General features: G+C 63.0%; 38 protein-coding genes and 1 tRNA gene. 24 read left to right on the plus strand and 15 right to left on the minus strand.

What is annotated here, in order from left to right:
* From A7V84_RS12870 to A7V84_RS21170, 13 genes are all read right to left on the minus strand, one after another.
* Window positions 1–216 (minus strand): hypothetical protein (locus A7V84_RS12870; RefSeq protein ID WP_156508022.1); only part of this gene is annotated, 216 nt, incomplete at its 3' end.
* Window positions 213–719 carry a hypothetical protein gene (locus A7V84_RS12875; RefSeq protein WP_063492183.1) on the minus strand — a complete coding sequence of 169 codons (507 nt, stop codon included), beginning with the start codon at window positions 717–719 and terminating at the stop codon, window positions 213–215. The genes A7V84_RS12875 and A7V84_RS12870, both read right to left, overlap by 4 nt.
* Complete coding sequence (locus A7V84_RS12880; RefSeq protein WP_063492184.1) at window positions 716–970, minus strand: hypothetical protein; 255 nt, start codon at window positions 968–970, stop codon at window positions 716–718. The genes A7V84_RS12875 and A7V84_RS12880 overlap by 4 nt, the downstream gene beginning before the upstream one ends.
* Window positions 971–1055: 85 nt before the next feature.
* The gene (locus A7V84_RS12885) at window positions 1056–1571 is read right to left on the minus strand and encodes a hypothetical protein (RefSeq protein ID WP_063492185.1); all 516 of its coding nucleotides are present in this window, start codon (window positions 1569–1571) and stop codon (window positions 1056–1058) included.
* Between the two features lie 85 nt (window positions 1572–1656).
* Window positions 1657–2280, minus strand: a complete 624-nt coding sequence (locus tag A7V84_RS12890; protein WP_063492186.1) for a lambda exonuclease family protein — start codon at window positions 2278–2280, stop codon at window positions 1657–1659.
* A complete protein-coding gene (locus A7V84_RS12895) occupies window positions 2277–3179 on the minus strand; it encodes a RecT family recombinase (protein WP_063492187.1) in 903 nt (300 codons plus the stop codon). The genes A7V84_RS12890 and A7V84_RS12895 overlap by 4 nt, the downstream gene beginning before the upstream one ends.
* A 43-nt stretch (window positions 3180–3222) precedes the next feature.
* Window positions 3223–4371, minus strand: a complete 1149-nt coding sequence (locus tag A7V84_RS12900) for a coiled-coil domain-containing protein (protein ID WP_063492188.1) — start codon at window positions 4369–4371, stop codon at window positions 3223–3225.
* A 12-nt stretch (window positions 4372–4383) separates the two neighbouring features.
* On the minus strand, window positions 4384–4611 hold the full coding sequence (locus A7V84_RS12905; RefSeq protein ID WP_063492189.1) for a hypothetical protein: 228 nt from the start codon (window positions 4609–4611) through the stop codon (window positions 4384–4386).
* A complete protein-coding gene (locus A7V84_RS12910) occupies window positions 4608–5174 on the minus strand; it encodes a hypothetical protein (protein ID WP_063492190.1) in 567 nt (188 codons plus the stop codon). Before A7V84_RS12910 ends, A7V84_RS12905 begins: the two co-directional genes overlap by 4 nt.
* A 91-nt stretch (window positions 5175–5265) precedes the next feature.
* The gene (locus A7V84_RS21165) at window positions 5266–5670 is read right to left on the minus strand and encodes a hypothetical protein (RefSeq protein ID WP_063492191.1); all 405 of its coding nucleotides are present in this window, start codon (window positions 5668–5670) and stop codon (window positions 5266–5268) included.
* Window positions 5671–5802: 132 nt separating this feature from the next.
* A tRNA-Arg gene (locus A7V84_RS12920) sits at window positions 5803–5879 on the minus strand.
* A 1528-nt stretch (window positions 5880–7407) separates the two neighbouring features.
* Complete coding sequence (locus tag A7V84_RS12925; RefSeq protein WP_063492192.1) at window positions 7408–7602, minus strand: hypothetical protein; 195 nt, start codon at window positions 7600–7602, stop codon at window positions 7408–7410.
* A gap of 179 nt (window positions 7603–7781) precedes the next feature.
* Window positions 7782–8174: a hypothetical protein gene (locus tag A7V84_RS21170; RefSeq protein ID WP_127070810.1), complete on the minus strand. Its 393-nt coding sequence runs from the start codon at window positions 8172–8174 to the stop codon at window positions 7782–7784.
* A gap of 89 nt (window positions 8175–8263) precedes the next feature.
* Here A7V84_RS21170 and A7V84_RS12930 point away from each other — a divergent pair, with 89 nt between their 5' ends.
* Complete coding sequence (locus A7V84_RS12930; RefSeq protein ID WP_063492193.1) at window positions 8264–8500, plus strand: helix-turn-helix domain-containing protein; 237 nt, start codon at window positions 8264–8266, stop codon at window positions 8498–8500.
* A 25-nt stretch (window positions 8501–8525) separates the two neighbouring features.
* On the opposite strand, the gene A7V84_RS12935 is transcribed toward A7V84_RS12930, so the two are convergent.
* Together A7V84_RS12935 and A7V84_RS21500 are read right to left on the minus strand one after the other, a co-directional pair.
* Window positions 8526–8993, minus strand: a complete 468-nt coding sequence (locus A7V84_RS12935; RefSeq protein WP_063940007.1) for a hypothetical protein — start codon at window positions 8991–8993, stop codon at window positions 8526–8528.
* A gap of 85 nt (window positions 8994–9078) precedes the next feature.
* The gene (locus tag A7V84_RS21500) at window positions 9079–9243 is read right to left on the minus strand and encodes a hypothetical protein (protein ID WP_167350353.1); all 165 of its coding nucleotides are present in this window, start codon (window positions 9241–9243) and stop codon (window positions 9079–9081) included.
* 112 nt (window positions 9244–9355) lie between these two features.
* Here A7V84_RS21500 and A7V84_RS12940 point away from each other — a divergent pair, with 112 nt between their 5' ends.
* The 23 genes from A7V84_RS12940 (at window position 9356) to A7V84_RS13055 (ending at window position 24921) form a co-directional block, all read left to right on the plus strand.
* Window positions 9356–9871, plus strand: coding sequence for a phage regulatory CII family protein (locus A7V84_RS12940; protein WP_063492195.1), 516 nt, complete (start codon window positions 9356–9358; stop codon window positions 9869–9871).
* Window positions 9871–10326 carry a recombination protein NinB gene (locus tag A7V84_RS12945; RefSeq protein ID WP_063492196.1) on the plus strand — a complete coding sequence of 152 codons (456 nt, stop codon included), beginning with the start codon at window positions 9871–9873 and terminating at the stop codon, window positions 10324–10326. Before A7V84_RS12940 ends, A7V84_RS12945 begins: the two co-directional genes overlap by 1 nt.
* Window positions 10326–10910, plus strand: coding sequence for a DUF1364 family protein (locus tag A7V84_RS12950; RefSeq protein ID WP_115638884.1), 585 nt, complete (start codon window positions 10326–10328; stop codon window positions 10908–10910). Before A7V84_RS12945 ends, A7V84_RS12950 begins: the two co-directional genes overlap by 1 nt.
* The gene (locus A7V84_RS12955; RefSeq protein WP_063492197.1) at window positions 10900–11715 is read left to right on the plus strand and encodes a hypothetical protein; all 816 of its coding nucleotides are present in this window, start codon (window positions 10900–10902) and stop codon (window positions 11713–11715) included. The genes A7V84_RS12950 and A7V84_RS12955 overlap by 11 nt, the downstream gene beginning before the upstream one ends.
* The gene (locus A7V84_RS12960) at window positions 11712–12083 is read left to right on the plus strand and encodes a hypothetical protein (protein ID WP_063492198.1); all 372 of its coding nucleotides are present in this window, start codon (window positions 11712–11714) and stop codon (window positions 12081–12083) included. Before A7V84_RS12955 ends, A7V84_RS12960 begins: the two co-directional genes overlap by 4 nt.
* Window positions 12080–13021 carry an AAA family ATPase gene (locus A7V84_RS12965; protein ID WP_063492199.1) on the plus strand — a complete coding sequence of 314 codons (942 nt, stop codon included), beginning with the start codon at window positions 12080–12082 and terminating at the stop codon, window positions 13019–13021. The genes A7V84_RS12960 and A7V84_RS12965 overlap by 4 nt, the downstream gene beginning before the upstream one ends.
* A complete protein-coding gene (locus A7V84_RS12970; protein WP_063492200.1) occupies window positions 13018–13671 on the plus strand; it encodes a RuvC family protein in 654 nt (217 codons plus the stop codon). The genes A7V84_RS12965 and A7V84_RS12970 overlap by 4 nt, the downstream gene beginning before the upstream one ends.
* Window positions 13668–13919 (plus strand): hypothetical protein, encoded by a 252-nt coding sequence (locus A7V84_RS21175; protein ID WP_127070812.1) that lies wholly within the window; start codon window positions 13668–13670, stop codon window positions 13917–13919. The genes A7V84_RS12970 and A7V84_RS21175 overlap by 4 nt, the downstream gene beginning before the upstream one ends.
* A gap of 196 nt (window positions 13920–14115) precedes the next feature.
* Window positions 14116–14559 carry a hypothetical protein gene (locus A7V84_RS12975; RefSeq protein WP_063492202.1) on the plus strand — a complete coding sequence of 148 codons (444 nt, stop codon included), beginning with the start codon at window positions 14116–14118 and terminating at the stop codon, window positions 14557–14559.
* A gap of 584 nt (window positions 14560–15143) precedes the next feature.
* Complete coding sequence (locus A7V84_RS12980; protein ID WP_063492203.1) at window positions 15144–15593, plus strand: helix-turn-helix domain-containing protein; 450 nt, start codon at window positions 15144–15146, stop codon at window positions 15591–15593.
* A complete protein-coding gene (locus tag A7V84_RS12985; RefSeq protein WP_063492204.1) occupies window positions 15580–16857 on the plus strand; it encodes a terminase large subunit in 1278 nt (425 codons plus the stop codon). The genes A7V84_RS12980 and A7V84_RS12985 overlap by 14 nt, the downstream gene beginning before the upstream one ends.
* A gap of 2 nt (window positions 16858–16859) precedes the next feature.
* Window positions 16860–18278, plus strand: coding sequence for a DUF4055 domain-containing protein (locus A7V84_RS12990; RefSeq protein ID WP_063492205.1), 1419 nt, complete (start codon window positions 16860–16862; stop codon window positions 18276–18278).
* Window positions 18250–19359: a phage minor head protein gene (locus A7V84_RS12995; protein WP_063492206.1), complete on the plus strand. Its 1110-nt coding sequence runs from the start codon at window positions 18250–18252 to the stop codon at window positions 19357–19359. The genes A7V84_RS12990 and A7V84_RS12995 overlap by 29 nt, the downstream gene beginning before the upstream one ends.
* A 370-nt stretch (window positions 19360–19729) precedes the next feature.
* Window positions 19730–20329, plus strand: coding sequence for a hypothetical protein (locus A7V84_RS13005; protein WP_063492208.1), 600 nt, complete (start codon window positions 19730–19732; stop codon window positions 20327–20329).
* 26 nt (window positions 20330–20355) lie between these two features.
* The gene (locus tag A7V84_RS13010; RefSeq protein ID WP_063492209.1) at window positions 20356–21324 is read left to right on the plus strand and encodes a major capsid protein; all 969 of its coding nucleotides are present in this window, start codon (window positions 20356–20358) and stop codon (window positions 21322–21324) included.
* 9 nt (window positions 21325–21333) lie between these two features.
* Window positions 21334–21558: a hypothetical protein gene (locus A7V84_RS13015; RefSeq protein WP_063492210.1), complete on the plus strand. Its 225-nt coding sequence runs from the start codon at window positions 21334–21336 to the stop codon at window positions 21556–21558.
* A 64-nt stretch (window positions 21559–21622) separates the two neighbouring features.
* On the plus strand, window positions 21623–22102 hold the full coding sequence (locus A7V84_RS13020) for a DnaT-like ssDNA-binding protein (RefSeq protein ID WP_115638883.1): 480 nt from the start codon (window positions 21623–21625) through the stop codon (window positions 22100–22102).
* 249 nt (window positions 22103–22351) lie between these two features.
* Window positions 22352–22744, plus strand: a complete 393-nt coding sequence (locus tag A7V84_RS13030; RefSeq protein ID WP_063492212.1) for a hypothetical protein — start codon at window positions 22352–22354, stop codon at window positions 22742–22744.
* A gap of 1 nt (window position 22745) precedes the next feature.
* Window positions 22746–23144: an HK97 gp10 family phage protein gene (locus A7V84_RS13035; protein ID WP_063492213.1), complete on the plus strand. Its 399-nt coding sequence runs from the start codon at window positions 22746–22748 to the stop codon at window positions 23142–23144.
* On the plus strand, window positions 23141–23563 hold the full coding sequence (locus tag A7V84_RS13040; protein ID WP_063492214.1) for a DUF4128 domain-containing protein: 423 nt from the start codon (window positions 23141–23143) through the stop codon (window positions 23561–23563). The genes A7V84_RS13035 and A7V84_RS13040 overlap by 4 nt, the downstream gene beginning before the upstream one ends.
* A gap of 39 nt (window positions 23564–23602) precedes the next feature.
* Window positions 23603–24262, plus strand: coding sequence for a phage tail protein (locus A7V84_RS13045; protein WP_063492215.1), 660 nt, complete (start codon window positions 23603–23605; stop codon window positions 24260–24262).
* A gap of 12 nt (window positions 24263–24274) precedes the next feature.
* Complete coding sequence (locus A7V84_RS13050) at window positions 24275–24604, plus strand: phage tail assembly chaperone (RefSeq protein ID WP_063492216.1); 330 nt, start codon at window positions 24275–24277, stop codon at window positions 24602–24604.
* Window positions 24605–24666: 62 nt separating this feature from the next.
* Window positions 24667–24921, plus strand: a complete 255-nt coding sequence (locus tag A7V84_RS13055) for a DUF1799 domain-containing protein (RefSeq protein WP_063492217.1) — start codon at window positions 24667–24669, stop codon at window positions 24919–24921.
* The last annotated feature ends 16 nt before the right edge of the window (window positions 24922–24937 follow it).

Here is a 24937-nt window from a genome sequence, read left to right on the forward strand (position 1 = left end):
ATCCCTGATATCTGGGGTGGCAATCCATTCCAACTTGCTTTCGGCATGCTGGGAGCAGTCTGGGCACTGCACGGTATCCAGAATGTTGCCAACGGCGCCGTGATCGTCGCAGGTAAGGCATACCGGGCGCATCCCCCGCACCTCGGCCAGCACATCCCCAATCGTCGTACCGTTTTCCTTCGCCCGCTCCAGCAGGCTGATGATCTGTTGCTTCATGAGTTGGCCTCCAGTTTCTTGCGTGCTTCGTTGATCTGGGTTCCGCGCAGCAGGTCGATTGCCTCGCCGGCGTCGAGGGTGGATGCCACGCGGCGAAGGCGGGGCAGCAATGCCTGCAGGCCGGCCATCAGAGGCCGATCCAGGGGCATGCCGGCTGCCAGTCGCGCGGCCAGCTGGCGCAGCGGGGCTACATCGAGCGGCTTGTCGTGGCGAATGGCCCACATGTCGAAGAAGTCGGCCATGCCGTCGATGGCCGGGGCGCTCTCGTACCAGCCGCCGTCGGCGTTGCAGAAGAAAATCGGCGTTCCGCGCTGGTCGGTGTCTACGTTTCCAGTGCGTTCGATCTGGTCGATGACGGACTCCAGCGGCTCCAGCGTGTACTGGGCTTTGACCAGCATCGGTATATGGACGGGCCGCTCGACGCGGCGTATCGCGCGCTGGCGGGCCTGCTGCTGGGCGAGCTGGCGGCGCTGCTGGCGGTTGAGAGGGGCGGGGGTGCTCATTGAACAGTCTCCGTCGGGTAGGCGTTCCCGCTTTCCATGCGAGCCGCGACGTGGGCGGACGTGCGAAGCATCATGTCGATGGTCGCCGTTTGGTTGCACAGCGACCCATAACCGAGTGCGGCGGTGCTCACCAACATCTGCAATGCCTTTCGGCACTTCTCGGCATCGCCATATGCACCAACTTGCTGTATGTAAGCGCCGATGGCCTGTTGCGCGGCTTCATGGCAAAGAGAGGGGGTGAACTCGGTCATGGTCGTTCTCTGTGTAGGGCGGCCGGCACCGGCAGCATTGCGGGGAGTGGGGGAGGGAGTCGCCACCGGGCCGGCCATTGATGGGTTAGAGCTGCAATTGCCCGTCGTCGGCGGCGGGCGGTACGATGGACACCACCACATCCTGGTTCTGCTTCATGTGCAGCTCGCCGGCCTGTTCCTTGGTGGGCACGCAGTCGACCTCCATCGACACCACCACGGTGCCGCCTTCCTGCGGATCGAGGCGGAACTTGCTGACGGTGCATTCCTCCATGGTCAGGTCGGACTTGCCGCCGATGCCGTGGTGCACGATCACGGTCGCACCGACGACCTTTTCAGACAGCGCGACCTTGTTTTGCATGTTGGGGAACTTCAGGCACGGTAGATAGCCGGGGTCGTCGAGGCGGGGGTCTGCGTTGTCGGCCATATCGCCTTCGTCCTGGCGCGGACGGCGGTAGAGGGACGATTTCAAGTCGGGGCTGAATTCCGACAGCACGTCGTTGCTCGTGCGGTACGTGAATTGCAGAGTGGCTGACGGCTGGTCGTCCTTCTTGGTGTTGGAGTCGAAGTGCATGCGGCACTCTTGCTCTTGGATGCTGAACATGGGGCAGGGCTCCAGTGGTTGCTACGTTGGGAAATTAGGCGGGCGACGCCTGGGGGTTCCTCGGTTGCGGCGCCGCCCTGGGAGATCAGGCGGCCTTGCGCCGCAGCGTTTCGACCATCTCGCACAGCTCTGCTTCAAACTGCAGCAGAGCAATCAGGAGGGTCTTGATATAGGCCTCGTCTCGGTAGATGCGCTGGACATAGAGCCGCCAAGGTGCTGACATACGCGGGTCATAGCTGATGAAATCCCACCACTCGCGCTCGGTGACCATCAGATTTCCCTGCACCTGGGCCGTGTGGTCGGCGGGCATGCCTTCCAGCCAAGTCTGGATATGGACAGCCTCGTCGTGTGGGCACTTCATTTCGATGCCGCCAGTTGCCCCGACCAGGCCATCAGGGGATGCGCCGATGAACGAATAGACCGGATGAACCAGAAACGGCGAGGCCACGATGACGCCGCCCGTTTCGATCATGTATGCCGCGTTGGCGGCCTCTTCGAGATCGCGGCCCCAGGACAACGCCTTGCCCCCCAGTTCATGCTGCGGGATGCCTGAAAGACGCTCAAACGCTTTGACGCGCATCAGCTTGGCGCGCTCGGCGGTCGGGCTGCCGTCACGCTTGACCGCGAGAATGTCCTTGAACGTCGAGGCGGTGAGGCAGCCAGCGCGCTCCTGGCGCCAGCCGTCCGTGCGCTGGGCAGGGGCATTCATCCGCGCACCTCTCCATAGCTGCTCGCTCCGCTGTCGTCGGCGGCTGCCCCACCCGGGCGCTCCTGGGCGTCAACCTGGGTCGCGTCTTCGACTGCTGCTATGGATTGCAGGCGCTTGATTTCTTCGGCACCAACAGCCACGCGCTCATCCTTGGTGAGCCCTTTCCAGGCGGCTTCCAGCTCGGCGATGCGTTGCGCTGCAGGGTCATCGCTCCGGGCGATCATTTCCAGGTCACGGATGACCTGCTTGCGATCCACGTTTGCGGTGGGGAGCGGTTTTGCCGCTTCGGCAAACTCAGCAGCGGTGCGCGGGGTGATATCGCGCTCCATCGGCGGGGAGTCCTGCAGCTCGTCGGTCGTGTAGACCCCGAGAATGGCGCCGGGCTTGAAGGCACGGGCCCAGTTCTTGACCTGCAAATATCCGATCTGTTGCTTGGGGTTGGTCTTCCACAGTGGCGAGTTCTTTACCAGCACGTCGCTGGACTTGAGCCATTCCGTCCACACCAGCTCGGTTTCTCCGGCAGGCACTGCCCCTGCGCGGCACTCCAGTGCGCCGCCTTCGCCGCGGTATTCATAGTGGAACCGGCCCTTGATAGCGCCGGATGCCTGCAATACGGCGTTGACCAGTTGGGCCTCATAGCCAAGCTGGCCGTTGACGATGTGGGTCTTCTGCGCGACCACAAAGGGATTCATGCCCCATTGCATCGCCTGCATGATGACGGCCATGCAGTCAGCCGGGCTGCCTTGCAGATGCTTCGGCACGGTAGCCCGGCCGCCGGCCATCAGTTCGGCAGCACGCATCATGCTGTCCATGTTGCGGCCGTCGAGCACCAGGCCGGTGATGGTGGTGTCATGCGCCGGCAGGTCCAGGGCGGGCGCGGCGGTGGTCAGTTCAGACATTGCGGTATCTCCTGCCCGAGACTTGGCCGGGCGTTGATGGTGGTCAGGCGGCCAGGGCCTGGTCGATGGTTTCGGCGTTGAACTTGGTCAGCCACGCGATCACGTCGCCGTTGCTGACTCGGTAGTGATCTGCCAGCACGCGCACGATTTCGGCATCGCCGGGGCCGTGCCGCTCAAACTCGATGCGCTGGCGGCGCTCTTCTTCGGCGCGCGCGGCGGCGGCTTCCGCCTCGATGCGGCGGCGCTCGGCTTCTTCCTTCTCGCGCAGTGCGCGGGCCTCTGCCTCGGCACGCTCCTGTTCGGCGCGGCGGGCGGCCTCCTGCTGCGCTTCAAACTCGCGGCGCTGGCGGTCGATGGCCTCCTGCTGGCGGCGCAACTCGGCGGCCGCCTCGGCATCCTTGCGGGCCTGTTCGGCGCGCGCAGCTTCTTGACGGGCATGCTCTGCGTCACGCTCTTCCTGCATGCGGCGCTGCTCGGCCTCCAGCTCCGCGCGCTGGCGCGCCAGTTCGGCGGCTTCTGCCTCGCGCTGGCGCTGTGCGGCGGCTTCCTGCTCTTGCCGCTGGCGCTCCATTGCGGCGCGCTCTGCCGCAAGGCGCGCGGCCTCCCGCTCTTGCGCCAGGGCAGCGCTGTGCAGCTGGTCCATCTTGGCGAGGGTTTCCTCCTGCAACAGCATGGCTTCACCAGCGCGATGCGCGTACAGCTCGGTGCTGATCTGAAATTCGGCCAGGGTCTCGCGCATCGCCTCGATCTTGGCCGACGAAAGACCGGCGGCGCTGGTGGCGAAGTCCCGGATATGGTCAAGCCGTTCTTGGATATCTTGTTGTCGCTTCAGCTCTTCCCGCGCCTTGGCTGCCTTGATTTCTTCCTTGCGGGCCTCTTCGGCTTTGATGGCTTCATCCAGCGGGGTTTCGAGCGCCAGCAGCTCGGCCTCGATGCGCTTGGCCTCGCTGTCGATGCGCTTGGAATACTCCAGGGCGGGGGCTTTCAGTGCCTTGCGGGCTTTCTCCAGCTCATAGCGGGGCGCGCGGATCGCCTGGCGCGCCGCCTTGGCATCCTCCAGGCCTTTGGTGGTCGTAACGTCGAACACCACGCCGGCGAACTGTTCACGCAGTTTGGCCAGGCCGGCCTCGATAGGGCTGTACTGTTTGATCTTGGCGGGTGCGTCGAGCACTTCGTCTGCAATGTCGGTCATGACTGGGTTCCTTTAGGGGTGCTTCGCCGCGTACGCGGTCTTCCCGCCATCGCTGGCGGTGTGGATGGGTTCGCTGTGGGCGTCGAGGGTCGGGCCGATGACGCCGGTCATCAGCAGCAGGGAAAAGACGATGGCGGCGCTGCACAGGCCGTAGCAGGCGACGTTGATATCCCACTGCTTGCGGTAGGCCAGCAGGTACAGGGCCAGGGCGCGGCGGGAGAGGGTGCGGAGGCGAGTCATTGGGCACCTCGGGCGGCGAGCAATCGGGCGCGGATCTCGTCCGCGTTTTCCTTGTCGGTGATGACGAATTGATGCTTTTCGGCCTCGGCCTTCCAGTACTGTTCGACCTTCAGGCCGGGCTGCACCATTCGGTCATAGGCGTAGCTGCCGGTGATCCGGGCGATGGCCGGCCGCTGGATGAAGATGTCCCACTTTTCCACCAGGAACGGACCTTGACCCTTTGCTATCGCATTGCTGACCAATGACGGTATCGGGGCGAGGGCCCATTCCGTGCGCGGCGTCGGCTCAAATGTCTGCGTTCCGGCCTCTTCCCAGCCTTCCAGAACCGTCCCGTCCCAGTTGCCATCACGGACGATGAATGCGAATTCGCGGCCGCCAAAGGTCAGGATCCCTTCGGCGCGCACGTTGATCGCGTCGATACGGTCGCGGTCCAGGATGCTGACGTGCTGCGGGTGATAGCCGTCAGCTTGCGCGGCTTCGCAGATCATTTGCATCACGTCGTCGCGGTGCTCGGCCGGGATGTCGCGATCGAATGCCTGGTCGACAGATAGCTTCGTCGTCATGCTGTCTTCCTCAGAAACGCCATAGCGCGATCACCGGCCAGGGCAAAGGGATAGGCGGCAGCGAGGCCGCACAGGATGAAAAGGGCGGTGCTCATTGGCGCGCCTCGAAGGTGATGCGTGGCCCAACCAGCTCAGCGGCCACCAGATCGGCAAGCGCGGCTTGTTTTGCCATCGTCAGCCAGCGATTCAGCAGGGACAGCACGATGGCCGGCTCCTGACTACGTGAGGGACGCGCTGCGGCGCGCACCAGGGCAGCGAAGGCGTCCCGCACCTCAGAGGTCGCGCAGTCATTGAGCAGTGCAGCAGCCCGATCTGGATAGACGCTGCCGATCTGGCCGACGTTATGGTCAAGCTGCAGCGCGCGGTCAAACAGGGGCGCCAGACGCGCCTCAATCCTGTCGCGCAGGGTCTGCTCGTCTATGGGCTGGCGCTCCCGTGGCCCCTCGAAGGGCGGCGCAGTGCGCAGCGGGTCGTCAAGAGTCGCTGACAGGTTCATGGCTTGTTCCTTCTTGGGGAGAGTTAGGTGCAGCACCCGGTCCGATCCTCACGGCCAGCCGCCACCACGCTGACTTCGAAATCAGCGGTATGGGCGGGGAGGCTTGGAGGGGGAGGGGTGCTGCGAGGAAAGTGGCGCGCCCGGCAGGAGTTGAACCTGCAACCTACGGCCTAGAACACCGCTGCTCTATCCAGTTGAGCTACGGGCGCGAGGGTGCCGGTTACGTCTCCGGCTCGGACTTCCACCGACCGTATGGATTCCGCTCGTCTGCTGCGTGCGCCTGGGCGGGCCATTGCGCTGCACGCTCGTTGCGGTTGCCGGGCTCCCACCAGGCTGCGCGTTTCGTCTCTCCGTATCAGCGCTCTGCCGCGACAAAATCGGCTACGTCGGCTTGATGGTGGCCGGGAGCTACCCGTATTCCAGCGGCGGGGAGGCCAGCGGCACATCACCCCAGTTATCCTGGCTCGCCGGATTACAAGATCCGGTGCCTGCTGGTTTCCTGCTCACCATCAAGAGAGGCCGCTTTTGCTGTATGAGCAGCACGACGCCGATGATTTTGCGGCTCGAAGCGGCCTCACTTGATGGTCCTGCACACTGACCCGGTGCAGGTTAAGGTGGTGCCACGGCATGACGTCTGCCCAATCGCGCCCGCAACTGCGGGCCTTTCGGACGGTTCTCCGTGCCATCACACAGGCGGGCCGGGTTGGATACCGGCGTGCGGGGTGTTCATGGGCACAGCACCTTTCGGATAGCCCCCGCGCCCTTAAGCGTGTCCTTCCACGCCGCCGCCTATGTGATGGTCCTCGACACTGACGCGGTCGAGGTTTACGGTCTCTGCCTGAACGCGCAAACAAGGCAGGCGGTGGGGGTTTCTCGGCGCGTTTGCCATCAAGAGTGCGGGCCAGGCTTGATACTGGCTCCAGCGGCTTCGTTCGGCATTTTTGGCCTACCTGCCACTGCTACAGCTTCGCGTGTCCTTCCACGCCGCCGCACTCTTGATAGCCCTCCCATATAGCGGGGAGGGTGCCTGAGCCTGGGTGATGCTCATATCCCAGCTATGCAGGCGTTGATGGTGAGATCGTGTGTTGTGTCGGTTTTGCGTGAAACCGGCGGGGGAACCAATCGCAGTAGGTGTCTGTGGGCGTGTGGCCAAAAATCATGCAACAGCGACGCTCATGAACGCAGTCACCGCAGGTAAGGCCTCCAGGCAGTTCCATGCAAGTAGTTTCGCTACACGCCTTGTCGGCGCAGCAGCCGTGGTTGCTCATGTTTTTCCTCAGTGGATCCCCGGCGTACCGGGTGTTTTCATCGGTCTGCGTCCTGTCACGGCGCAGGCAGATGAATCTGGAGCAACGCCACGCCCAGCAACTCCCGCTCATCGCGGCTCTGGGTCGTGGCGCTACCTCTTCAATCGGCACGCGTTCTATAGCCCCACTCCCGGGGCAAGGCGCGTACCGATAGCCCCTGATCTTTCTTCAGCAGTAGGGGGTTGCGTGCTGGGCCTAGCGGTCCTTGCGGACCATCGGCCTGTTCTATCGCTTGGCTGGTTGTTAAAGAGCGTGCCGGCACTCGGTGATGCCTGAGTGGTGAGGCGTTGGCAACCCATAAATGGGCTGTTGGATGAATATTGAACCCAAATATGGGTGCTGTCAACCCAAATGTGGGTTAATGAAGAAAAAGAAAGCCGCCCGTAGGCGGCTGCATGTAATGCGAGGAATTTAGTGCGCGGCTTTCCCCTTAGCGCATCAGTGCTGGCATCCCATTCCGAACTGACGAAGATGCCGACATCAGGTCCATTACTGAAATCACGGTCACGACGATCGTGAGAACCGCAAGCACCTTAGCGACCTTATTCACATCGGGCTTGGTCAAGCTGGCAACCATCCTGGTGATGATGTAAGCGGCAATCATGACGCCGATAGCTGGGATCATGCAGTGTCTCCTAGGTCATTGCTTGGTTGATTGGGAAGGAGGAAGTCAGCACTACCACTGGCTGCCGGTAGCTTGGTAGCTGGTCAGCCAAGGGGCAATAGATAGAACCGTTTTTCTTATTTTGTCACATTCATTTTAAAAATTTACCGCAGGACCATACTAGGGTTAGCTGCCTCTGGTCATGCCGCTTTTTGTGGTGATCCGCTTTTTCTCACGGCAGCCTTATGGCGCTGCACTTTAGAGCGGGCAAGTGATATGACCTCCTCGCGCTCGTCATTTGGAATGAGCTGAAAATCATCGGGAGATATCCCAGGCAAAGGCCATTCTTCAGGCGAGCGATCGCCGCCTTTCTCCTGGGCGTTGATAGGAGTCGGATGCAACAACTCCCACGGTTCCATATCGCAGGCCCGCGCCAACTCTGCCAGATTGTCGATCCTAAGCGCGACCTCAGCACGACGGGCACGATCAATAGTCGAGCGACCGACGCCCGAAGCCTTAGCGGCGGCTTCGTTTGAGGCGAACTTCAAGCCCGGCCCGATCATCCGGTTCAGATTGTCTGCAAGGATCTTCATAGCGTGTTTACCCATATTTGGGAATATGCCGGGATTCTCAGCCCAAGTGTGGGTTGACGTAACCCATAAACGGGTTGAAAATGTCCTGCATGGAACATACCGAAATCCTCCCCCCTGTTTTGGCGCGGCTCCGCGAGGTTAAACACTCCGATCTCTCGGAACTCTCCCGGCTCTCTGGCGTGCCAGAAAGCACGTTGAGAAAGCTGCGATACGGCGAAGTGAAAGATCCTCGCGTTCACACTGTTCAGGCGCTGGCCAACTACTTTGCGAAGGCGCCTGCGTTGGGCGATCCGGAGGCGGCCCAGCAGGAGGTGGGGCATGGGTAGGTCAGCCTTTCGCCTTGCGGCCCGACTACTTCGGCTCGCCCTTCGAAGCGTCTACGGACGCATCCTGACGTTCCTTGCGTACGTCTGGATTGCTTCCTGGCTTTTGGCTTCCCTCCCCTGGGGGCGTTGGCATGGCTGACTTGTTCCAGGCGCGGCCGAACCACAGCAAAAGCCAGGCGAAGGCGGAAATCGCGATAGTTGCAAGTATGACCTTGACGACGAGACGGGCGGCATCCCCCATATCCACCGCTACCCACAACAGCGCCTGCACATGCTCCTCTGTCATTACGCCATCCAATCGAGCGGCGACGACCCAGCGCACCCACGCAAGCATCAGCGACGCCCCAATCAGCAGCATCTGCACCACAAACATTGCGCCAGTGATTTTGTCCACCCATTCCTCCAGCAGGCGCGGACGGTCTTTCGCCAGTTTCAATGCGCCGGCCAAGAATGCCAGCCCCAAAGTGACCCATATCTGGGCGTCGATTTCCATGCCTATCCCCTTTCCCAAGCGGTTGTTGTGTGAGAACTCCAATCATACGGGGAAGGGGCAGGGCGCCCATTCTGCGGCCCATTGCTCAATGCACCGTCGCACAGAAAGCCTGGGCGCTCTCAAGGGCGCGCCGGTCGCGCTCGTCTGCCAGCGCTTGGAAGAGTTCCATCACCGTCCGCTCGGACGGGTCATCAAAGCGACGGCGCGCCATGTCTTGGGCGGTTTCAAGCAGTTTTTCGGTATCGGTCATTTCCCTTCCATTCGTCGCCCCGCCTTTGGCTGAGGGGCCAGTTATCCATGATCCGCACTCTACCCAGCAGGGCATGAGCCGGAAACGCTGAAATCACGGGGGCTCCAGCCTAATGACTTGCTACTACACAGTTACCCAATGGCGCGACGCGCTCTACAACGCCATCCGCGCTTGCGATGGCGGGGTCGACTCTGCTGCGCGCTTTCTGTCCGATCGCCGGGATGTGTCGATGCATCCTGAATCACTGCGCCGCAAGCTGCGCGGACGTGACCACCTCGACGTCGATGTCGCGGTTTTGCTGGCCGAGTTTGTCAGCCGGGATGCTGGCGCGGCCAACCGGTCGAACGAGTGGCTTCTTTCCCTGTGCGCTCAGGAAGGGCTCCATGTTGATGACGTTCCGCCTGAGCCCGTTGGCGGGCACGACAACGAGGCCAGGGCGCTACAGGCGAAGTTCATGGAGATGTCCGCCGAGATCGGCAAGATCGCGAGCGTTACCGTGCAGACGACCTCCGACGAGCGGATTGACCAGGGTGAGGCAGATACGCTGATCCCGCTCTTGCGCGCGGCCCGCGTGTTGCTGCATCGCATGGAGCGCAATGCCCGTCGTGGTGCGCTGAGGGAGCAGTGATGCGACAGCGTCTGCTCAACCCGAAATCCTTTCTGCTCCGTGGTGAGAGCCAGCAGGCCGCCGCGCAAGCGTATCTGGCCAATTTGCCGCTGGATGCCGACGAGCCGTTGGAGCTGGTGGTGCGCGAGCGCGTCAAGCCGCGCAAGATGAGCCAGAACGCCTTGATGTGGGCCGGCCCGCTGGCAGACATCGCTGAACAGGCATGGGTGAACGGCAAGCGCTTCAGTGCCGAGGCGTGGCATGAACACTTCAAGCGCGAATTCCTGCCCGAAGAGTTCGATCCTGAGCTGTGCCAGGAGGGCTACGTGAAGTGGCAGATCACCCCGCGCGGTGATCGCGCGCTGGTGGGCAGCACCACGCAGTTGACCGTGAAAGGCATGGCGCAGTACCTGACGCAGGTTGAAGCCTCTGGCGCCGAGCTGGGCGTCGAGTTCCGCGCGCGAGGGGCCCGCTGATGCTCCGTCTCTCGCCACTGACCCGCAAGACCCCGCTGCGCGCCACTGGTGCCCGGCGAACCCCCCAGGCCTTCGCCGGGGAAGACCGGCGCATAAGTGAGCCCGTCGCCACCCTGACGCGGCAGGCCACGCTGCAGCGTGCCGCCATCAAGCGTCGTGCGCCCAAGAAGCGCGCCGGCCATGCGCCGCAATACACGGCCGCGTGCAAAGGGGAGTCCTGCTATCTGGGCTTCCCTGGCTGCCGCAGCTATCCCGAAGATCCCACAGTCGTGCCCGCCCACCAGAACGAAGGGAAGGGCATGGGGCTGAAGGTCCACGACCGTTTCACGGTTCCCGCCTGCCACTTCTGCCACGCGCTCTATGACCAGAGCGGGATAGCCCGCGAGATCAAACGCTCGACTTGGGACTGGGCCTACACCCGGTGGGAGCCTGTGCGCGCCAAGAAGCTCGGTGAAAAAGATGGGATTCCGTCCACGGCTTCGGTTGACCCTATGGGCAAACCAAAAAAAGTCGGGATTCCGACCGGCAGTCCGCGAGAAGCTGCTGCCATTGAATTTAGCGAGGAGCAGGCCCATGGCCAGTGATTGGATCAAGATGAGGACGGACCTGTACCGCGACCCGCGCGTGTGCGTGATGGCGGACCTGCTGATGAACGAAGACGGTGAACTCGCGCGTTACGTTAACCAGCATTGCCAGCGTCACCTTACCGTAACGCGTAACGTTATGCGTAACGTAACGGTCGGCGCACTAGTTTCGGTGTGGGGAGTAATGCGGCTGCGTGGAAAGGCTGAGGGCACGGATTTGGTGTGTCGCGCCGTTACCACAAGCGTGCTGGACGATATCGCCGAATTGCCTGGCATGGGTGCAGCAATGGAAGCTGTCGGCTGGGTCGTCAGCACCGATGAAGGCCTTGTATTTCCAAGGTTTTTTGAGGATCACAACGTCGATCCGGACGCCTCTTCCAAGTCCAAATCTGCTGCGCGGCAACAGCGTTATCGAGAGCGTCAAAAACAGGAAAGTGACGTAACGCGTGACGTAACGCGTGACGCAAAAGTGACGCCTAGAGAAGAGAAGAGAAGAGAATATAAAGATAACCCCCCTAACCCCCCGGCGGGGGGGGAAGGCTGGTCGCTGCCGGACTGGATTCCTGCCGAACCTTGGCGGCAATTCGAGGAAATGCGGCGGAAGAAGAAAAAGCCCATGACCGACGCGGCCCGCAAGCTGGCCGTGACCAAACTCGATGGGCTGCGAGCTGATGGCCACGACGTGGCCGTGACGATCGAGCAGTCCATCCTGCACGCTTGGGACACGTTCTATGCCCCTAAGTCCGCAGGCTCTGCGTCGCAGGGCGCCCTGGGCGGCGCTTCTCCGTGGGAGGGCGCGGTTTGATCGGTCATCAGTCCCTCATCGGTGCCCGCATGGCTGGTTTCCGGCCGACAGACGTGTGGCTGACCTGCGTGCCAGAAGGCATGACTTACGGCCGCTTCACGCACCCCGAAGCCCAGATTGGGCAGGTAAGCGATGGCCGATTCGTCGGCCAGCCGGACATCCACATTCACGACGGCGAGAACGCCTCTGCGCTTGATCTGCGCCCGGTTGTCGGCCTGGTGGTCCACGTGGTGGCTCCCAGCAAGGCCCGAGCGCTGCAGCTGATGCGCCGCGCAGCCGCGTTCTCCCCCGCCAAGATAATTGCCGCTGGCGAATGGGGCACGATGCTCTGGACCCCGGGAGGCGGCTTTTTGGAGCTGAATCCATGAGTCAGATCATTCAATCCGGGGATATCGACTTTCAGGCGTACATGGCCGAATCCGAGCCCCAGGCCAAGGTGCTGGCGGCAGAGTGCTGGCGTGACGAGTTGGCGCGCACCATCGAGCAGGGCGACCAGATCACGGGCGCCAAGCTTCCGTGGCCCAAGACGCATGACTTGCTGCGCTTTCGCCCGGGCGAGGTCACTCTGTGGCAGGGCATCAACGGGCATGGCAAGAGCGAGTTGCTGGGGCAGGCCTGCATCGGGTTTGCCACCCAGGGCGAGCGCGTTTGCATCGCCTCGTTCGAGATGAAGCCCCAGTCCACCCTCAAGCGGATGCTGCGCCAGACCGCGATGAACGCCCACCCGAGCGTTCAGGCCGTGGACCGCCTCATCGACTGGTCGCGGGATCGATTGTGGCTGTACGACCAGCAGGGCACCGTGACCCCGGCCATGCTCTACGCCGTCATTCGCTACTGCGCCGACAGGTTGAAGATCCGCCACATGGTCATCGACAGCCTGATGAAGTGCGTGCGCGGCGAGGACGACTACAACGGCCAGAAAGACTTCGTGGACATGCTCTGCACGCTGGCCCGTGACCTGAAGATGCACATCCACCTGGTGCATCACGCCAAGAAGGGCGAGAACGAGGACCAGGTGCCGGGCAAGTTCGCGGCCAAGGGCTCGGGGGCCATCGTCGACCAAGTGGATCAGATGCTGACCGTCTGGCGGAACAAGAAAAAGGAGCGGATCGCCGAAGCCGAGTTGCGCAAGGACGGCGAACTGTCCGCTGACACGATGGACACCCCCGACAGCCTGCTCATCTGTGACAAGAACCGGCACGGCGAATGGGAAGGGCGCATCCAGCTCTGGCGCCACGCCGAAAGCCTGCAATTTGTTGGCGACAAGCGTCGCCTGCCCATTGACATGATTGGGAGCCTCGCATGACTCAGCATGACTTGATGACCGCTCAGGCCGACATTGCGCTCGATCCGATGGCGGGCACACTCGCGCGCGCGCACGTTTCGCCGGACGCCGACCCCTGGGCGCGGGGTGGCCATGAAATGGCCCCCAATGCCTCGCCACGCCGCGCCAATGCTGGATCTACGGCGGCCACGTCGCCGGGCCTCAACGTCAACATCCTGGCCCTCGACCTGGGCACCAAGACCGGCTACGCCCTGCGCCGGCGCGATGGCACGCTTCGCTATGGCACCGAGGTTTTCACTCCCCGCGCAAGCTGGACGCCGGGCCAGAAGTGGCAGCGATACCGCGCCTGGCTGTCGAAGACCATCGCCGAGGAAGCCGTCGATCTGATCGTGTTCGAGGACGTGAAAGCCCACGGCAAGGGCGCTGTCCTGGCCGCGCACGCCTATGGCGGATTCCGGGCGATGCTGGAAATGGTCGCAGACGGCCACCGCGTGCGCTTGTTGCCGGTGGGTGTGGGCACGATCAAGAAGCACTGGACGGGCAAGGGCAACGCGAACAAGGACGCCATGCTGGCCCAGGCCAAGGCCCGGGGCTTCCGGCCGGAGACCGACAACGACGCCGACGCGCTGGCCATCCTGCACTGGGCGGTTGAGCAGGAGAGCAAAGCATGAGCGGTCGCCTTGCCATTGGCGTGTGGCCCGTCGTGCGCCTCAAGGGGTGGGGGGCGCTGCCGTTCCGCGGTAACAAGGCCCATTACTTCCAGCGCGGCGCCGAATCCGCAGAGAGCGGCCGGTTCGTGTATTCAACCTGCGGCCTTCGTGGTGCCGATACTCACCAAATCCCTGTGCTGATCCCGGGCAACTTCCCACGCTGCCAGCGATGCGCGCATTCACTTACCCACGCAAAGAGGTTTGCATGACCTGGGCCCGCAAATCAGAGCGCGGCGATCCGGCTAAGCTGCTGGAGCGCCGCGAGGAACCGCCACCGGTGCGCAGCTGCGCCGGTTGCCGCCACATTCAATTGCTCAAGAGTGAGTTTGACGGGCGCCGGGTTCTGGCGTGTTCTCAAGGGTTCCAGGTCGGGCAACGGTGCCGTCTGTTTGAGGAACGAGGGCAATGAAGACGCCGAAGCTGCTGCTGGATCGCCTGCCGGCCGACTTCCACGCACGCTTGGAGAACTGGGGCGACGTGATGCGCGACCGCAGCCGGCCGGCGGTGTCGCCAACGTACCAAATCTGTCGCGACCTGGCGCGCAGGGCGGGGCAGACCCGAAATATGGAGAATGAACCCGTTCGGGAGTGGAACGAGCCAGACGCAGAGTTTATCGAGGGTTGCTGGCGTCTCGCGGCCGGGTATAGAGGGCTGCCCAGGGAGACGGCCATGCTACGCGCCTACTACGTGCTGTTGCAGCCGCCGCACATAATCTGTCGGTTCCAAGGAGTTCGGGCGCGGGAGTTCGACGACGTTATTGTCCGCGCCGTTGTCGAGTTTGAGCACTTTGTTGCACGAATTCAAAATCGACGGCATAATCCACCGCAATCCGTACAGACTACCGTCTAACCGACGAGACCGATGCCCACAGGCGGACGTCGCGCGTCCGGAAGAAACAAGCCCCGAGCCATTGGCCGGGGCTTTTTCGTTGCGCAGTCGCATGATCCAATAGAGCTTCGTCCACTCTTGAGGAGATACGTCAATGCGTAAGTTTCTGTCGATCACGGCGGTGCCGATGAGCGGCCCCACCGGGAGTGCTGGAGCGGCTGTGCTATTTGCTGTTGCGGACGATGGCACGGCATGGAGAGCTGTGTCCGAACCGAAGAATGTCGGCCAGCTGTCCTGGAGTCAGATCACAGCGCTGCCGGCATCTTCTACGCCTATGCGACCAACCGTGAAGGGCTAGCTTTTGACCGAAGCCGCCTTGAGGGCGGCTTTTTTATGTTACCCCAGGACACCGCCCAGCCAGACGGGCGCCCGCGCGGGGGATCAAAGCGCGCGGGACTTTCTCCCCGGCCTCGTCGCCGGTTCTGGCAGACGAGAACCGCATACGCCCAGCTCGCCCCGTGGGCGGGTAAGTCGGATGGGCGCATTCCGAATCACTTTCAACGCGGAATCGATGCCTGAGGCGTCGCTCCCAGAGGGACCGCGCCATGGCACGACCATCCAAGTACCAGCCCGGGTTTGCGGAGCAGGCCGCCAAGCTATGCCGCTTGGGCGCCACCGACAAGGACCTGGCCGATTTCTTCCATGTGACCGAGCGCACGCTGAATACCTGGAAGAAGCAATACCCCGAGTTTCTTCAGGCCCTAAATGGGGGCAAAGCCATGGCAGACGCTGAGGTGGCCGACCGGCTCTATCAGCGCGCTCTGGGATACACGCACGCTGAGGACGATATCCGGGTGTGCGACGGCGTGATCGTCACGACACCCACCACCAGGCATTACCCGCCGGACACGACGGCCTGCATCTTCTGGCTGAAGAACCGGCGCCCGGACCTCTGGCGAGACAAGCCGGACCCGACCAACGACGACAACGCGCCGCCGCCGGTTAAGGTGGTAATCGAGGTCAAGGACGCGAGTGTCCCCGATGCCGAGCCTTAACCAGCCACAGGCTCGTTTTCTGGCTCTGCCGCACAAGTTCCGAGCGTTCGTCGCCGGCTTCGGCAGCGGCAAAACCTGGGTCGGCGGGGCCGGCCTGTGTAGGCACGCCTGGGAGTTTCCCCGGGTCAACTCGGGGTATTTCGCGCCGACCTACGGCCAGATCCGGGACATCTTCTACCCGACGATCGAGGAGGTGGCCCACGACTGGGGCCTGGCCGCCAAGATCAACGAGTCGAATAAGGAGGTGCACCTGTTCGCCGGCCGTAAATACCGCGGCACGGTGATCTGCCGGTCGATGGAGAAGCCGGGCGACATCGTCGGCTTCAAGATCGGGAAAGGGCTGATCGACGAGCTGGACGTGATGAAGGCGGACAAGGCCGCGCTGGCCTGGCGCAAGATCATCGCCCGCTTGCGTCACACTGCGCCCGGCCTGCTCAACGGCGTGGACGTGACCACGACGCCAGAGGGTTTCAAGTTCGTCTACCAGCAGTTCGTCAAGCAGGTCCGCGAGCGGCCCGAGCTCGCCGCGCTGTACGGTCTGGTGCAGGCCAGCACCTACGAGAACGGCAAGAACCTGCCTGACGACTACATCCCGTCGCTGCGCGCGAGCTACCCGCCTCAGCTGATCGCGGCGTACCTGCGTGGGCAGTTCACCAACTTGACCAGCGGTAGCGTCTACGCCAACTTCGACCGGCGCCTGCACCACACTGACGCGACCGAGGAACCGCACGAAGAACTGCACATCGGCATGGACTTCAACGTGCTGAACATGACGGCTACCGTCAACGTGATCCGGGCCGGCCTGCCACTGACGGTGGGCGAGCTGACGAAGGTGCGCGACACGCCGGAGATGGCGAGAATGCTCAAGGAGCGGTTCAAGGACAAGGGGCACGGCGTCACGATCTACCCGGACGCCAGCGGCGGCAACACCAGCAGCAAAAACGCGAGCGAGTCGGACCTGAGCATTCTGCGCAAGGCTGGATTCACCGTACGCGTGAACAGCCGAAACCCGGCCGTGAAGGACCGAATCAACGCCGTGAACGGCATGCTGTTGAACGACGAAGGCGCCAGGCGCTGGCTGGTTAACACCGACCGGTGCCCGACACTGACCGAGGCGCTGGAGCAGCAGGCCTACGACAAGAGCGGGGAGCCGGACAAGTCCACCGGGCATGACCACCCGAATGACGCCCAGGGCTATTTCCTGGTGCACCGCTACCCGATCACACCGAACGGCATGAGCCGCATAAAACTCAAAGGAACTTGACCATGCCCGTCGACACCCGGCATCCGCTTTACATGGCCGCTGCACCGCGCTGGGAGCGTTGCCGCACCGCGCTGCAGGGCCAGGATGCTGTGCATGCTGCCGGCACGAAGTATCTCCCGAAGCTGGCCGGCCAGGACCAGGAAGAGTACGACGCCTACAAGGGGCGCGCGCTCTTTTACGGCGCTACTGCCCGCACCGAGGAAGCAATGATCGGTATGGTGTTCCGCAAGGAGCCCACCGTCACACTTCCTTCTGCGTTGCAGCCAATGATCGCTGATGCGGACCTGGCCGGCACTCCGGTGGACACCTTCATCGAGAAGGTGACCCAGGAGGTGGTCGATGTGACTCGGGTCGGGGTGCTGGTCGATTACCCGGTCGCCAGCGGCGGGTTCATGACGGTCGGCCAGGCCCAGGCCGCTGGCATGCGCCCGTATTTGGCCACGTACAAGGCCGAGGCGATCATTAACTGGCGCACCGCCCGGATCCGTGGCGTAAGCCAGTTGGTGCTGGTGGTCTTGTCCGAAACCTACACAGAGCAGAAAGACGAGTTCGCCGCCGAGGAGAAAACCCAGTACCGGGTGCTTGACCTGGCTGACGGCGGATATCGCGTGCGCATCTTTCGCGGCAGCCTCACCGTGCCGGAAATCGAGTACACCCCTCTTATGCGCGGTCAGCGGCTGCCCTATATCCCTTTCGTCTTGATCGGGCGCAATGGCGAGTCGATTGATCCGCAGAAGCCTGTACTGCTCGATCTGGTCGACGTGAACATGTCGCACTATCGCGGTTCAGCTGACTATGAGCATGCGCTGCACTTCACGGCGCTGCCCACGGCGGTCGTGACAGGGCATCAAATGCAGGCCGGCGAAACTCTGAAAATAGGCTCTGCTGAGGCATGGGTCTTCGGTGAGCCGGACTCTAAAGCCAAATACCTGGAGTTTTCCGGCCAGGGGCTGAGCAGCATCAAGGAAAGCCTGGAGCGCAAGGAAGGCATGATGGCCACCCTGGGCGCGCGCATCCTGGCGCCGGAGAAGCGTGACGCTGAGGCGGCCGAGACCGCGAAGATCCACCGCGCTGGCGAGAACAGCGTTCTGGGCGGGATCACCCTGGGGGTTTCGAGGTCGCTCGCCAAGGCTTTCATGTGGGCCGCTGAATGGGCTGGCGCGCCGGCCGGCGAGGTGGACGTCCAACTCAATACTGAGTTCTTCCCTGTGGGGCTGAGCGCTCAGGATCTGACGGCCCTGGTCAACGCCCTGCAGACGGGGGCAATCAGTCCCGAAACCTTCTTCGACAACATGCGCCGCGGCGGCGTGGTTCAAGACGGTGTAACGTTTGAGGAAGAGCGCGACCGCATTGAGGCGGCGGGCCCACCTCGCGGCTTGATGGGAGGGGGCGATGGCGACAACGCAGACGGAGCTGTATGACGCCACCGTTCGCCACGCCATTGATTTGGTGCGATACAGCAACGGCTCGGTGCGCAGGATCATAGCGCTGCTGAACCGGGTTGACGCTGACCTCGGGGTGCAACTAGCGCGCGCGATGGAGCGACTCCCGGCCAGCGCCTTCACTGTGGCGCGTCTGGAGGACTTACTGAAGGACATACGCAAGCTGAATGCTGAGGCCTATTCCCAGGTCCGCAGCACTCTTGAATCCGAGCTGCGCGACCTTGCTGCCTATGAGGTCGGCTATCAGGGGCAGCTGTTCGATTCCCTCGGGATTGAATTCACCGCTCGCGGCGTCACGGGTGGGCAGGTGTATGCGGCAGCCATGGCCCAGCCGTTTCAAGGCCAGCTGCTGAGAGAGTGGATTGCCGGCCTGGAGGCGGGGCGCGCCCGGCGCATTCGTGATGCTGTTCGGATTGCCTATGTTGAAGGGCAGACTCTTCAGCAGGTCGTACAGCGCCTGCGTGGCACCAGGGCGCGCGGCTACACGGATGGCCTCCTGGAGATCGACCGCCGCCACGCCGAGGCGGTCGTGCGGACTGCCATCAGTCACATGGCCGGATTCGCAAGAGACCGGTGGTACGAGGCAAATGACGACATCATCGGGGCGCTGGCCTGGGTCAGTACGCTGGACTCCAGGACAAGCCAGGCGTGCCGACTGCGCGATGGATTGCGCTATACGGCGAGTCACCAGCCTATCGGACACCGCGTGCCCTGGGGCGCTGGGCCAGGGAAAATCCACTGGTGTTGTCGCAGTAGCTCGGTGCCGATTCTCAAGGGGATGGAGGACGAGCCCCTGTTCGGGAGTCGGGCAGCCAAGGATTACAAGGACAGCGCACGCGGCAAGGGCAAGCAGGTGCAGGCGACGACAACCTATGCGGACTGGCTTCGCGGGCAGCCTGCAGCGATACAGGACGATATCCTGGGCCCGACCCGCGGCGCGCTGTACCGGCGCGGCGGGCTGAAGTTGGAGAGCTTCTACAACGACCGGGGCGTGTATCTGACCCTTTCCCAACTCCGAGCAAAGGATGCTGCTGCGTTCGCCCGTGCGGGCGTAGAATAGCCTCATGACCCTCCACCTTGTACCTGACGCCCCGAAGCCGGCCGAGACGGAGAAAGACCGAATCCTGAAAAGGGTGAAGGCGCTCCCGAAGCCGAAGGAAATGATCCAGTGCTACCGATGCGGTGGGCGCGAGGTCATTGAGACGCGCATTGGCGTGTTTGAGTCTGGCCGATCGTGGTCGGGCGGAACGAAGGTTCTCCTGTGCGCGCTGTGCTTCATGAATAAAGAGCGCGTTGTCCTGAAGTAATCGAGATTTATACCCATTTGGCCCGCCACTGCGCGGGCCTTTCGCTTTCTGGGCCCCACTGGCTGAGCTGGTGGGGCCCTTTGTTTTCGGGCTGCGCCCTACAACCGTCCAGAGGACAAAACAATGCCGCTTGATCGTAACGACCCCGAAGTGAAAGCCCTGATTGATGAGGCTGTCGCCGCTTCCTCCGAGGCGCTGAGCGCCAAGAACAAGGAGCTGCTCGCCGAGCTGCGCACGGTGAAGGCCAAGGTGAAGGGTGAAGTTGACCCCGAGGAACATGCCCGCCTCCAGACGCAAGTCGAGGAGCTGACCGGCCAGCTCGACAAGGTGACCAAGGAAAGCGCCCGCCAGATCGAGAAGCTGACCAAGGACCTGGCCGACAAGGATGGCGCTCTGACCCAGCACCTGATCGACGGCGGCCTGTCCACCGCGTTGGCCAAGGCTGGCGTGGCGCCACACTTCATGGACGCCGCCAAAGCGATGCTGCGCGGCCAGGCGGCCATCAAGGACGGTGCCGCGGTCATCGGTGACAAGCCGCTGGCCGACCACGTCACCGAATGGGCCGGCACCGATCAGGGCAAACACTTCGTCACCGCACCCGCGAACAGCGGCGGCGGCGGGCAGGGCGGCAGTGGTGGTGGCAAGACCACGGGCAATCTGGGCGGCACCCGCGATGAGCGCGTGGCGGCCCTCAAGGCCCAATTTCCTGAACTCGCGGGTTGATCCCGCACCACGCAAAAGGAACGACCATGTCTCTCTCGCAGATGCAGGTTTTCAACAAGTACATCATGCCGGCGATCATCGAGACGCTCGGCCAGCAGATCCAGAAGTTCAATGCGGCCTCCGGCGGCGCCATCATGCTGTCGACTGGTGGCTGGGAGGGCGACTTCCTCCAGGAATCGTTCTATGCCGCCATCCACAGCGCGCGCCGACGCGTCGATCGCTACGCCGCCAACGGCAACGCGACCCCGACCGATCTGACCCAGCTGAAGCACAGCTCGGTGAAGGTCGCCGGCGGCTTCGGCCCCATCCGCTTCGAACCTGGCCAAATGACGTGGCTGAACAAGCCCACCGCCGAAGGCATTGAAGTCGCCTCGCGCAATTTTGCAGAAGCCCTGCTGCAGGATCAGCTCAACACCGCTATCGCGGCCTTGGTGGCGGCCATCAGCAACCAAGCGGCGGCCACGAATGACGCTTCCGCCACTGCCGGCCTGAGCTATTCGGCGCTGAACGACGCGCATGCCAAGTTTGGCGACAGCTCCAGCCTGATCGTGGCGAACGTCATGAGCGGCCAGGTCTACCACAAGCTGATCGGTCAGAACCTGGCGAACGCTCAGCAGCTGTTCCAGTACGGCGCCGTCACCGTGGTCGACATCCTGGGCAAGACGGTGGTCGTCACCGATGCCCCGGCCCTGTACGCCACGGGCACGCCCAACCTGCAGAAGGTGCTGGGCCTGGTCTCCGGCGCCGCGACGGTGACCGATGCGGGTGACGTGATCACCAACATCGACACCACCAACGGCAAGGAGCGCATCGAGACCACGATGCAGGTGGACTACACCTTCGGCCTGGGCCTCAAGGGCTATACCTGGGACGAGGTCAACGGCGGCAAGTCGCCGACCGACGCCGAGCTGGCCACGGGCACCAACTGGGACAAGGTGGCCACCGACATCAAGCACACCGCCGGCGTGATCGCCATCGGTGACGCTTCCAAGTAAGGAGCCATCATGACCCAGAAAGCCAAACTGCCCATCTGGTACCTGGCCGGCCCGTTCTACCGCTATGAGCAGGACGTCAAGGCCGAGGCGGCCAAGGCTGGCGTGCGCATCGTAGATGCCAACGCCACCGAGAGCCGCGACGGCGCGGCCAAGGACGTGCCCAAGGTCACCCTGAAGCCGGAGTATCGGCAGAAAGGCAAGGCCGAGGCGGCCAAGGCGGACGCCCAGACCTGACCGCTGTTTGACGGTCGCCCCTGCCCGCGCGGGGGCTTCCGTCAGCCTGTGGAGAGCACCGATTATGTTGATCGTAGAAGACGGTACCGGCAAGCCGGATGCAGAGAGCTATGCGAGCGTTGCGCAATGCCAAGCCTACGCTGCCGGGCATGGCCTGGACTTTTCAGGGGATGACTCTGTCCTGGAGGCCGCGCTGCGCAATGCTGCGCTCTACCTCGATGGCGAATACACGTTCAAGGGCTCCCGCTTGACCGGCGCTCAGGCCCTTGAGTGGCCGCGGACTGCCGCCCAGGGTGTGCCGCGGGAGGTCGTCAACGCGTGCTGTGAACTGGCGGTGCGCGCCAAGTTGCGCCCTCTCTGGAGGGACGTCAGTAGCACCACGATTGGTGCGGCAGTGGAAAAGACGGTTGGGCCGATCACCACCAAGTACGCCAGCGCGACGGGGGCAAGAGCGGACGGGCAGACGGAATACGCCGGCGTGACTGCCATGCTTCGGCGCTGGCTGTCCTCCTATGGGTCATCCGTGAAGCTAGTGAGGAGCTGATATGCGGTTCTGTGTATACAAGGGGCATCCTGGATTCCGGGCCTACAACGTCGTGCGTCGGCGCGGTCTGCGTGTATTGGTAACGCTCGATGGCGCGCCGGTGACGCACTGCGTTATGGCTGACACTCGGCGGGGCGTCGTTGTTTGCGATGAGGTGGATGACCACGGGAAGGTGGTGGTCAATGCTCGCGGCGACGGTATCAAGCAGGTCCGTCGATTTGGGCGGGTGGCTGTGGAGATCACGCGGTAATGAGCACCTTCGATTATGCCGAGATGGCCGCCACCGCCCAGGAGCTGCTGGAGGAGTTCGGCGGGCCCGTGACGTTACGCCAGATCGAGACGGGAGAGTACGACCCGGCGCTAGGCCAGGCCCCCTCTACCGAGACCGACAGCGTCGGGGTGGGAGTGTTGTTCGACTACACCGCACAAGCGGCGGGAATTGCCAATCTGTCCGGCTCAGTCATAGAGACGGGCGATAAGCAGCTGTACCTCGCCCCTGAGCAAGCAGCAGGCGGCCCGATGCCTGCTGCCAGACCGGCGGATCTTGTGCTGGCGCTGGGCGCGACTTGGCGGGTTGTGAGCGTCAAAGCCCTGGCGCCGACTGGGGCCGTGTTGCTCTATGAAATCCAGTTGAGGCGATGACATGAGCTTTTCCGCTGACATAACCCGGTTTATCCAGAGGGCCAATGGCGACATTGACCGAGCCACAAGGGAGGCCACGGTGCTGCTGGCGCAGGGGGTGGTGCTGAAATCTCCAGTGGACACTGGACGGTTTCGCCAGAACTGGCAGTTTTCCGCCGCTGGGATTGATCGCACGACCTCTCCCGGGGTTGATCCGCAGGGACAGATGACGTTGCGCCGCCTGATTGCCGAGATCGGCAAAACCGGATCGGGCGGGGTCACCTTCCTGTCAAACTCGTTGCCGTATGCGGTGCGGCTTGAAAACGGGTGGTCTGACCAGGCGCCGCATGGCATGGTCAAGCTCACCGCCCAGGAATTCCAGCAATACGTGAGCCAAGCGGCGAAGGGGTCGAAGAAGTGAGCCAGGACTTGATCCGTGACGCCTTCGAGGGGCGGCTGAATACCTGGGCCAAGGCCCGCACGCCTGCGTTGAGCGTGGCCTGGCAGAACACGAAGTTCACTCGGCCGGCCAACGCTGTATATCTGCGTGCCTATCTCCTGCCTGCTGCCACGATCAGCCGTGATGCGGCCGGAGATCACCGGCAGTATCGAGGCCTGTTCCAGGTCAACGTTGTTCTGCCCATCGGGTCTGGATCGCGATCGGCGGAGCAGATCGGCGCGGAGCTTGACGCGCTATTCCCGGTGAATCTGAGCATGGCGTCCGGTCCGCTGATAGTGAGGGTGCGCACCCCAGTCAGCGAAGGGCAGCCTTCCACGGGCGACACCGACCATACCGTGCCCATATCCCTGGGCTACGACGTGCAGTATTACCCAACCTGACCCAGCCTAGAGCTGGGTTTTCCTATTTAGGAGCCTCGAATGAGCGCGCAATTCCCGAACGGCACCGTCTTCTCGGTGTCCACCGCCCTCGGGGCGGCCCTGGCCATGACGGCCTTGACCAATGCCAACCCGGCCGTAGCGTCGGTGGCCGCGCCGCCGGCGGCCGGCGCCATCCTGCTGGTGAAGTCCGGTTGGACCGAGCTGAATGAGCGCATCGTGCGCGCAGCCGACCCCACGGCTGACTCCGTGGCGCTGGAGGGAATCAATTCCGTCAGCACGGTCCGCTACCCGGTCGGGCAAGGTATCGGCCAGCTTGTCCCGGTGGATGCGTGGGTGGACCTGTCCCAGGTCACCAACATCGAGAAGACGGGCGGCGAGCAGCAGTTCTTCCAATGGCGCTATGTCGAAGACCGTAGCAGCCGCCAGCGGCAGCGCCCGACGTTTAAGAACGCCAAGCTGCTGACCTTGACGCTGGACTACGACCCGGCCCTGGCCTGGTACGAGGCCCTTGTCGAGGCGGACGCGATGAAAGACCCGGTAGCGCTGCGCGCGCGGCTGCCGAATGGCAGCGAGCTGTATTACTACGTGTACCCGTCCTTTGATGGCGACCCGTCCATGACCCTGGACCAAAACATGCAGAACACGGCGACGTTCTCGATGACGTCCGAGTTCACGCGATACGACCCGCTGACGCCGTAAGCAGGGGGGGCAATGAGCAAAGTCACATTCAACCTGCAGGCATCGCCCACGTTCACGGTCCCCGTGGAAATCCCGCGACACGGCGAAGATCCGGCGACGATCAAGGTCACGTTCAAACACAAGACCCGAGAGGGCCTGGATGACTTCCTGCGCCGAGCCTCCCGCTCGACCGCAGATCAGGACTTTGATCTGTGCTCGGAAATCCTGGACTCCTGGGAGGGGCCGGACATGCCATTTGGCAAGGAGGCGTTCGACCTGCTGGTGGACAACTACCAAGGCGCGATGCGTGCGCTGGTGTCGACCTACACCGCCGAGCTTCTACAGGCCCGCCGAAAAAACTGATCGCCGCGGCGGAAGCCCTCTATCAGCCGGAGCAAAGCAAGGCCGAACTGGCCGAGCTTGGCTTGCGGCCGGAGGACTTCCCCGCGGCGATCGTTGATTTGTGGCCCGAGAACGTCCTGCCAAATGATGTTTTCCTGGCCATGGGAAGCCAGTGGCGTGTGGGCATGTCGGGGGCGACGGGCCTGGATTACGGGGCACTGCCTGCCGTCATGAAGCTGATGCGCGTCCCGAAAGGGGAGCGTATCGACGTGTTCGACTGTCTGCGGGTGATGGAAGCCGCAGCATTGCGTGTGATGCACGCGAGGAGGCCGAAGTAATCGGCCATGGGTGATT

Origin of the sequence: Bordetella trematum (assembly GCF_900078335.1) — a bacterium.
In the GTDB taxonomy this organism is placed as follows: Bacteria; Pseudomonadota; Gammaproteobacteria; order Burkholderiales; family Burkholderiaceae_B; genus Bordetella; species Bordetella trematum.

What these genes read in the sequence shown, in the direction of transcription:
- A7V84_RS12890 (WP_063492186.1), bottom strand. Translation starts at nt 2,280, where the DNA reads ATGAATGCCCCTGCCCAGCGCACGGACGGCTGGCGCCAGGAGCGCGCT.
- A7V84_RS21500 (WP_167350353.1), bottom strand. Translation starts at nt 9,243, where the DNA reads ATGACCGATACCGAAAAACTGCTTGAAACCGCCCAAGACATGGCGCGC.
- A7V84_RS12930 (WP_063492193.1), top strand. Translation starts at nt 8,264, where the DNA reads ATGGAACATACCGAAATCCTCCCCCCTGTTTTGGCGCGGCTCCGCGAG.
- A7V84_RS13010 (WP_063492209.1), top strand. Translation starts at nt 20,356, where the DNA reads ATGTCTCTCTCGCAGATGCAGGTTTTCAACAAGTACATCATGCCGGCG.
- A7V84_RS21170 (WP_127070810.1), bottom strand. Translation starts at nt 8,174, where the DNA reads ATGAAGATCCTTGCAGACAATCTGAACCGGATGATCGGGCCGGGCTTG.
- A7V84_RS21175 (WP_127070812.1), top strand. Translation starts at nt 13,668, where the DNA reads ATGAGCGGTCGCCTTGCCATTGGCGTGTGGCCCGTCGTGCGCCTCAAG.
- A7V84_RS12905 (WP_063492189.1), bottom strand. Translation starts at nt 4,611, where the DNA reads ATGACTCGCCTCCGCACCCTCTCCCGCCGCGCCCTGGCCCTGTACCTG.
- A7V84_RS12875 (WP_063492183.1), bottom strand. Translation starts at nt 719, where the DNA reads ATGAGCACCCCCGCCCCTCTCAACCGCCAGCAGCGCCGCCAGCTCGCC.
- A7V84_RS12895 (WP_063492187.1), bottom strand. Translation starts at nt 3,179, where the DNA reads ATGTCTGAACTGACCACCGCCGCGCCCGCCCTGGACCTGCCGGCGCAT.
- A7V84_RS13030 (WP_063492212.1), top strand. Translation starts at nt 22,352, where the DNA reads ATGAGCACCTTCGATTATGCCGAGATGGCCGCCACCGCCCAGGAGCTG.
- A7V84_RS12985 (WP_063492204.1), top strand. Translation starts at nt 15,580, where the DNA reads ATGCCGAGCCTTAACCAGCCACAGGCTCGTTTTCTGGCTCTGCCGCAC.
- A7V84_RS12980 (WP_063492203.1), top strand. Translation starts at nt 15,144, where the DNA reads ATGGCACGACCATCCAAGTACCAGCCCGGGTTTGCGGAGCAGGCCGCC.
- A7V84_RS12965 (WP_063492199.1), top strand. Translation starts at nt 12,080, where the DNA reads ATGAGTCAGATCATTCAATCCGGGGATATCGACTTTCAGGCGTACATG.
- A7V84_RS13005 (WP_063492208.1), top strand. Translation starts at nt 19,730, where the DNA reads ATGCCGCTTGATCGTAACGACCCCGAAGTGAAAGCCCTGATTGATGAG.
- A7V84_RS12955 (WP_063492197.1), top strand. Translation starts at nt 10,900, where the DNA reads ATGGCCAGTGATTGGATCAAGATGAGGACGGACCTGTACCGCGACCCG.
- A7V84_RS12900 (WP_063492188.1), bottom strand. Translation starts at nt 4,371, where the DNA reads ATGACCGACATTGCAGACGAAGTGCTCGACGCACCCGCCAAGATCAAA.
- A7V84_RS12990 (WP_063492205.1), top strand. Translation starts at nt 16,860, where the DNA reads ATGCCCGTCGACACCCGGCATCCGCTTTACATGGCCGCTGCACCGCGC.
- A7V84_RS13035 (WP_063492213.1), top strand. Translation starts at nt 22,746, where the DNA reads ATGAGCTTTTCCGCTGACATAACCCGGTTTATCCAGAGGGCCAATGGC.
- A7V84_RS12970 (WP_063492200.1), top strand. Translation starts at nt 13,018, where the DNA reads ATGACTCAGCATGACTTGATGACCGCTCAGGCCGACATTGCGCTCGAT.
- A7V84_RS13045 (WP_063492215.1), top strand. Translation starts at nt 23,603, where the DNA reads ATGAGCGCGCAATTCCCGAACGGCACCGTCTTCTCGGTGTCCACCGCC.
- A7V84_RS21165 (WP_063492191.1), bottom strand. Translation starts at nt 5,670, where the DNA reads ATGAACCTGTCAGCGACTCTTGACGACCCGCTGCGCACTGCGCCGCCC.
- A7V84_RS12945 (WP_063492196.1), top strand. Translation starts at nt 9,871, where the DNA reads ATGCGACAGCGTCTGCTCAACCCGAAATCCTTTCTGCTCCGTGGTGAG.
- A7V84_RS12935 (WP_063940007.1), bottom strand. Translation starts at nt 8,993, where the DNA reads ATGGAAATCGACGCCCAGATATGGGTCACTTTGGGGCTGGCATTCTTG.
- A7V84_RS13050 (WP_063492216.1), top strand. Translation starts at nt 24,275, where the DNA reads ATGAGCAAAGTCACATTCAACCTGCAGGCATCGCCCACGTTCACGGTC.
- A7V84_RS12880 (WP_063492184.1), bottom strand. Translation starts at nt 970, where the DNA reads ATGACCGAGTTCACCCCCTCTCTTTGCCATGAAGCCGCGCAACAGGCC.
- A7V84_RS13015 (WP_063492210.1), top strand. Translation starts at nt 21,334, where the DNA reads ATGACCCAGAAAGCCAAACTGCCCATCTGGTACCTGGCCGGCCCGTTC.
- A7V84_RS12885 (WP_063492185.1), bottom strand. Translation starts at nt 1,571, where the DNA reads ATGTTCAGCATCCAAGAGCAAGAGTGCCGCATGCACTTCGACTCCAAC.
- A7V84_RS12995 (WP_063492206.1), top strand. Translation starts at nt 18,250, where the DNA reads ATGGCGACAACGCAGACGGAGCTGTATGACGCCACCGTTCGCCACGCC.
- A7V84_RS12925 (WP_063492192.1), bottom strand. Translation starts at nt 7,602, where the DNA reads ATGATCCCAGCTATCGGCGTCATGATTGCCGCTTACATCATCACCAGG.
- A7V84_RS13020 (WP_115638883.1), top strand. Translation starts at nt 21,623, where the DNA reads ATGTTGATCGTAGAAGACGGTACCGGCAAGCCGGATGCAGAGAGCTAT.
- A7V84_RS12950 (WP_115638884.1), top strand. Translation starts at nt 10,326, where the DNA reads ATGCTCCGTCTCTCGCCACTGACCCGCAAGACCCCGCTGCGCGCCACT.
- A7V84_RS12940 (WP_063492195.1), top strand. Translation starts at nt 9,356, where the DNA reads ATGACTTGCTACTACACAGTTACCCAATGGCGCGACGCGCTCTACAAC.
- A7V84_RS12910 (WP_063492190.1), bottom strand. Translation starts at nt 5,174, where the DNA reads ATGACGACGAAGCTATCTGTCGACCAGGCATTCGATCGCGACATCCCG.
- A7V84_RS12975 (WP_063492202.1), top strand. Translation starts at nt 14,116, where the DNA reads ATGAAGACGCCGAAGCTGCTGCTGGATCGCCTGCCGGCCGACTTCCAC.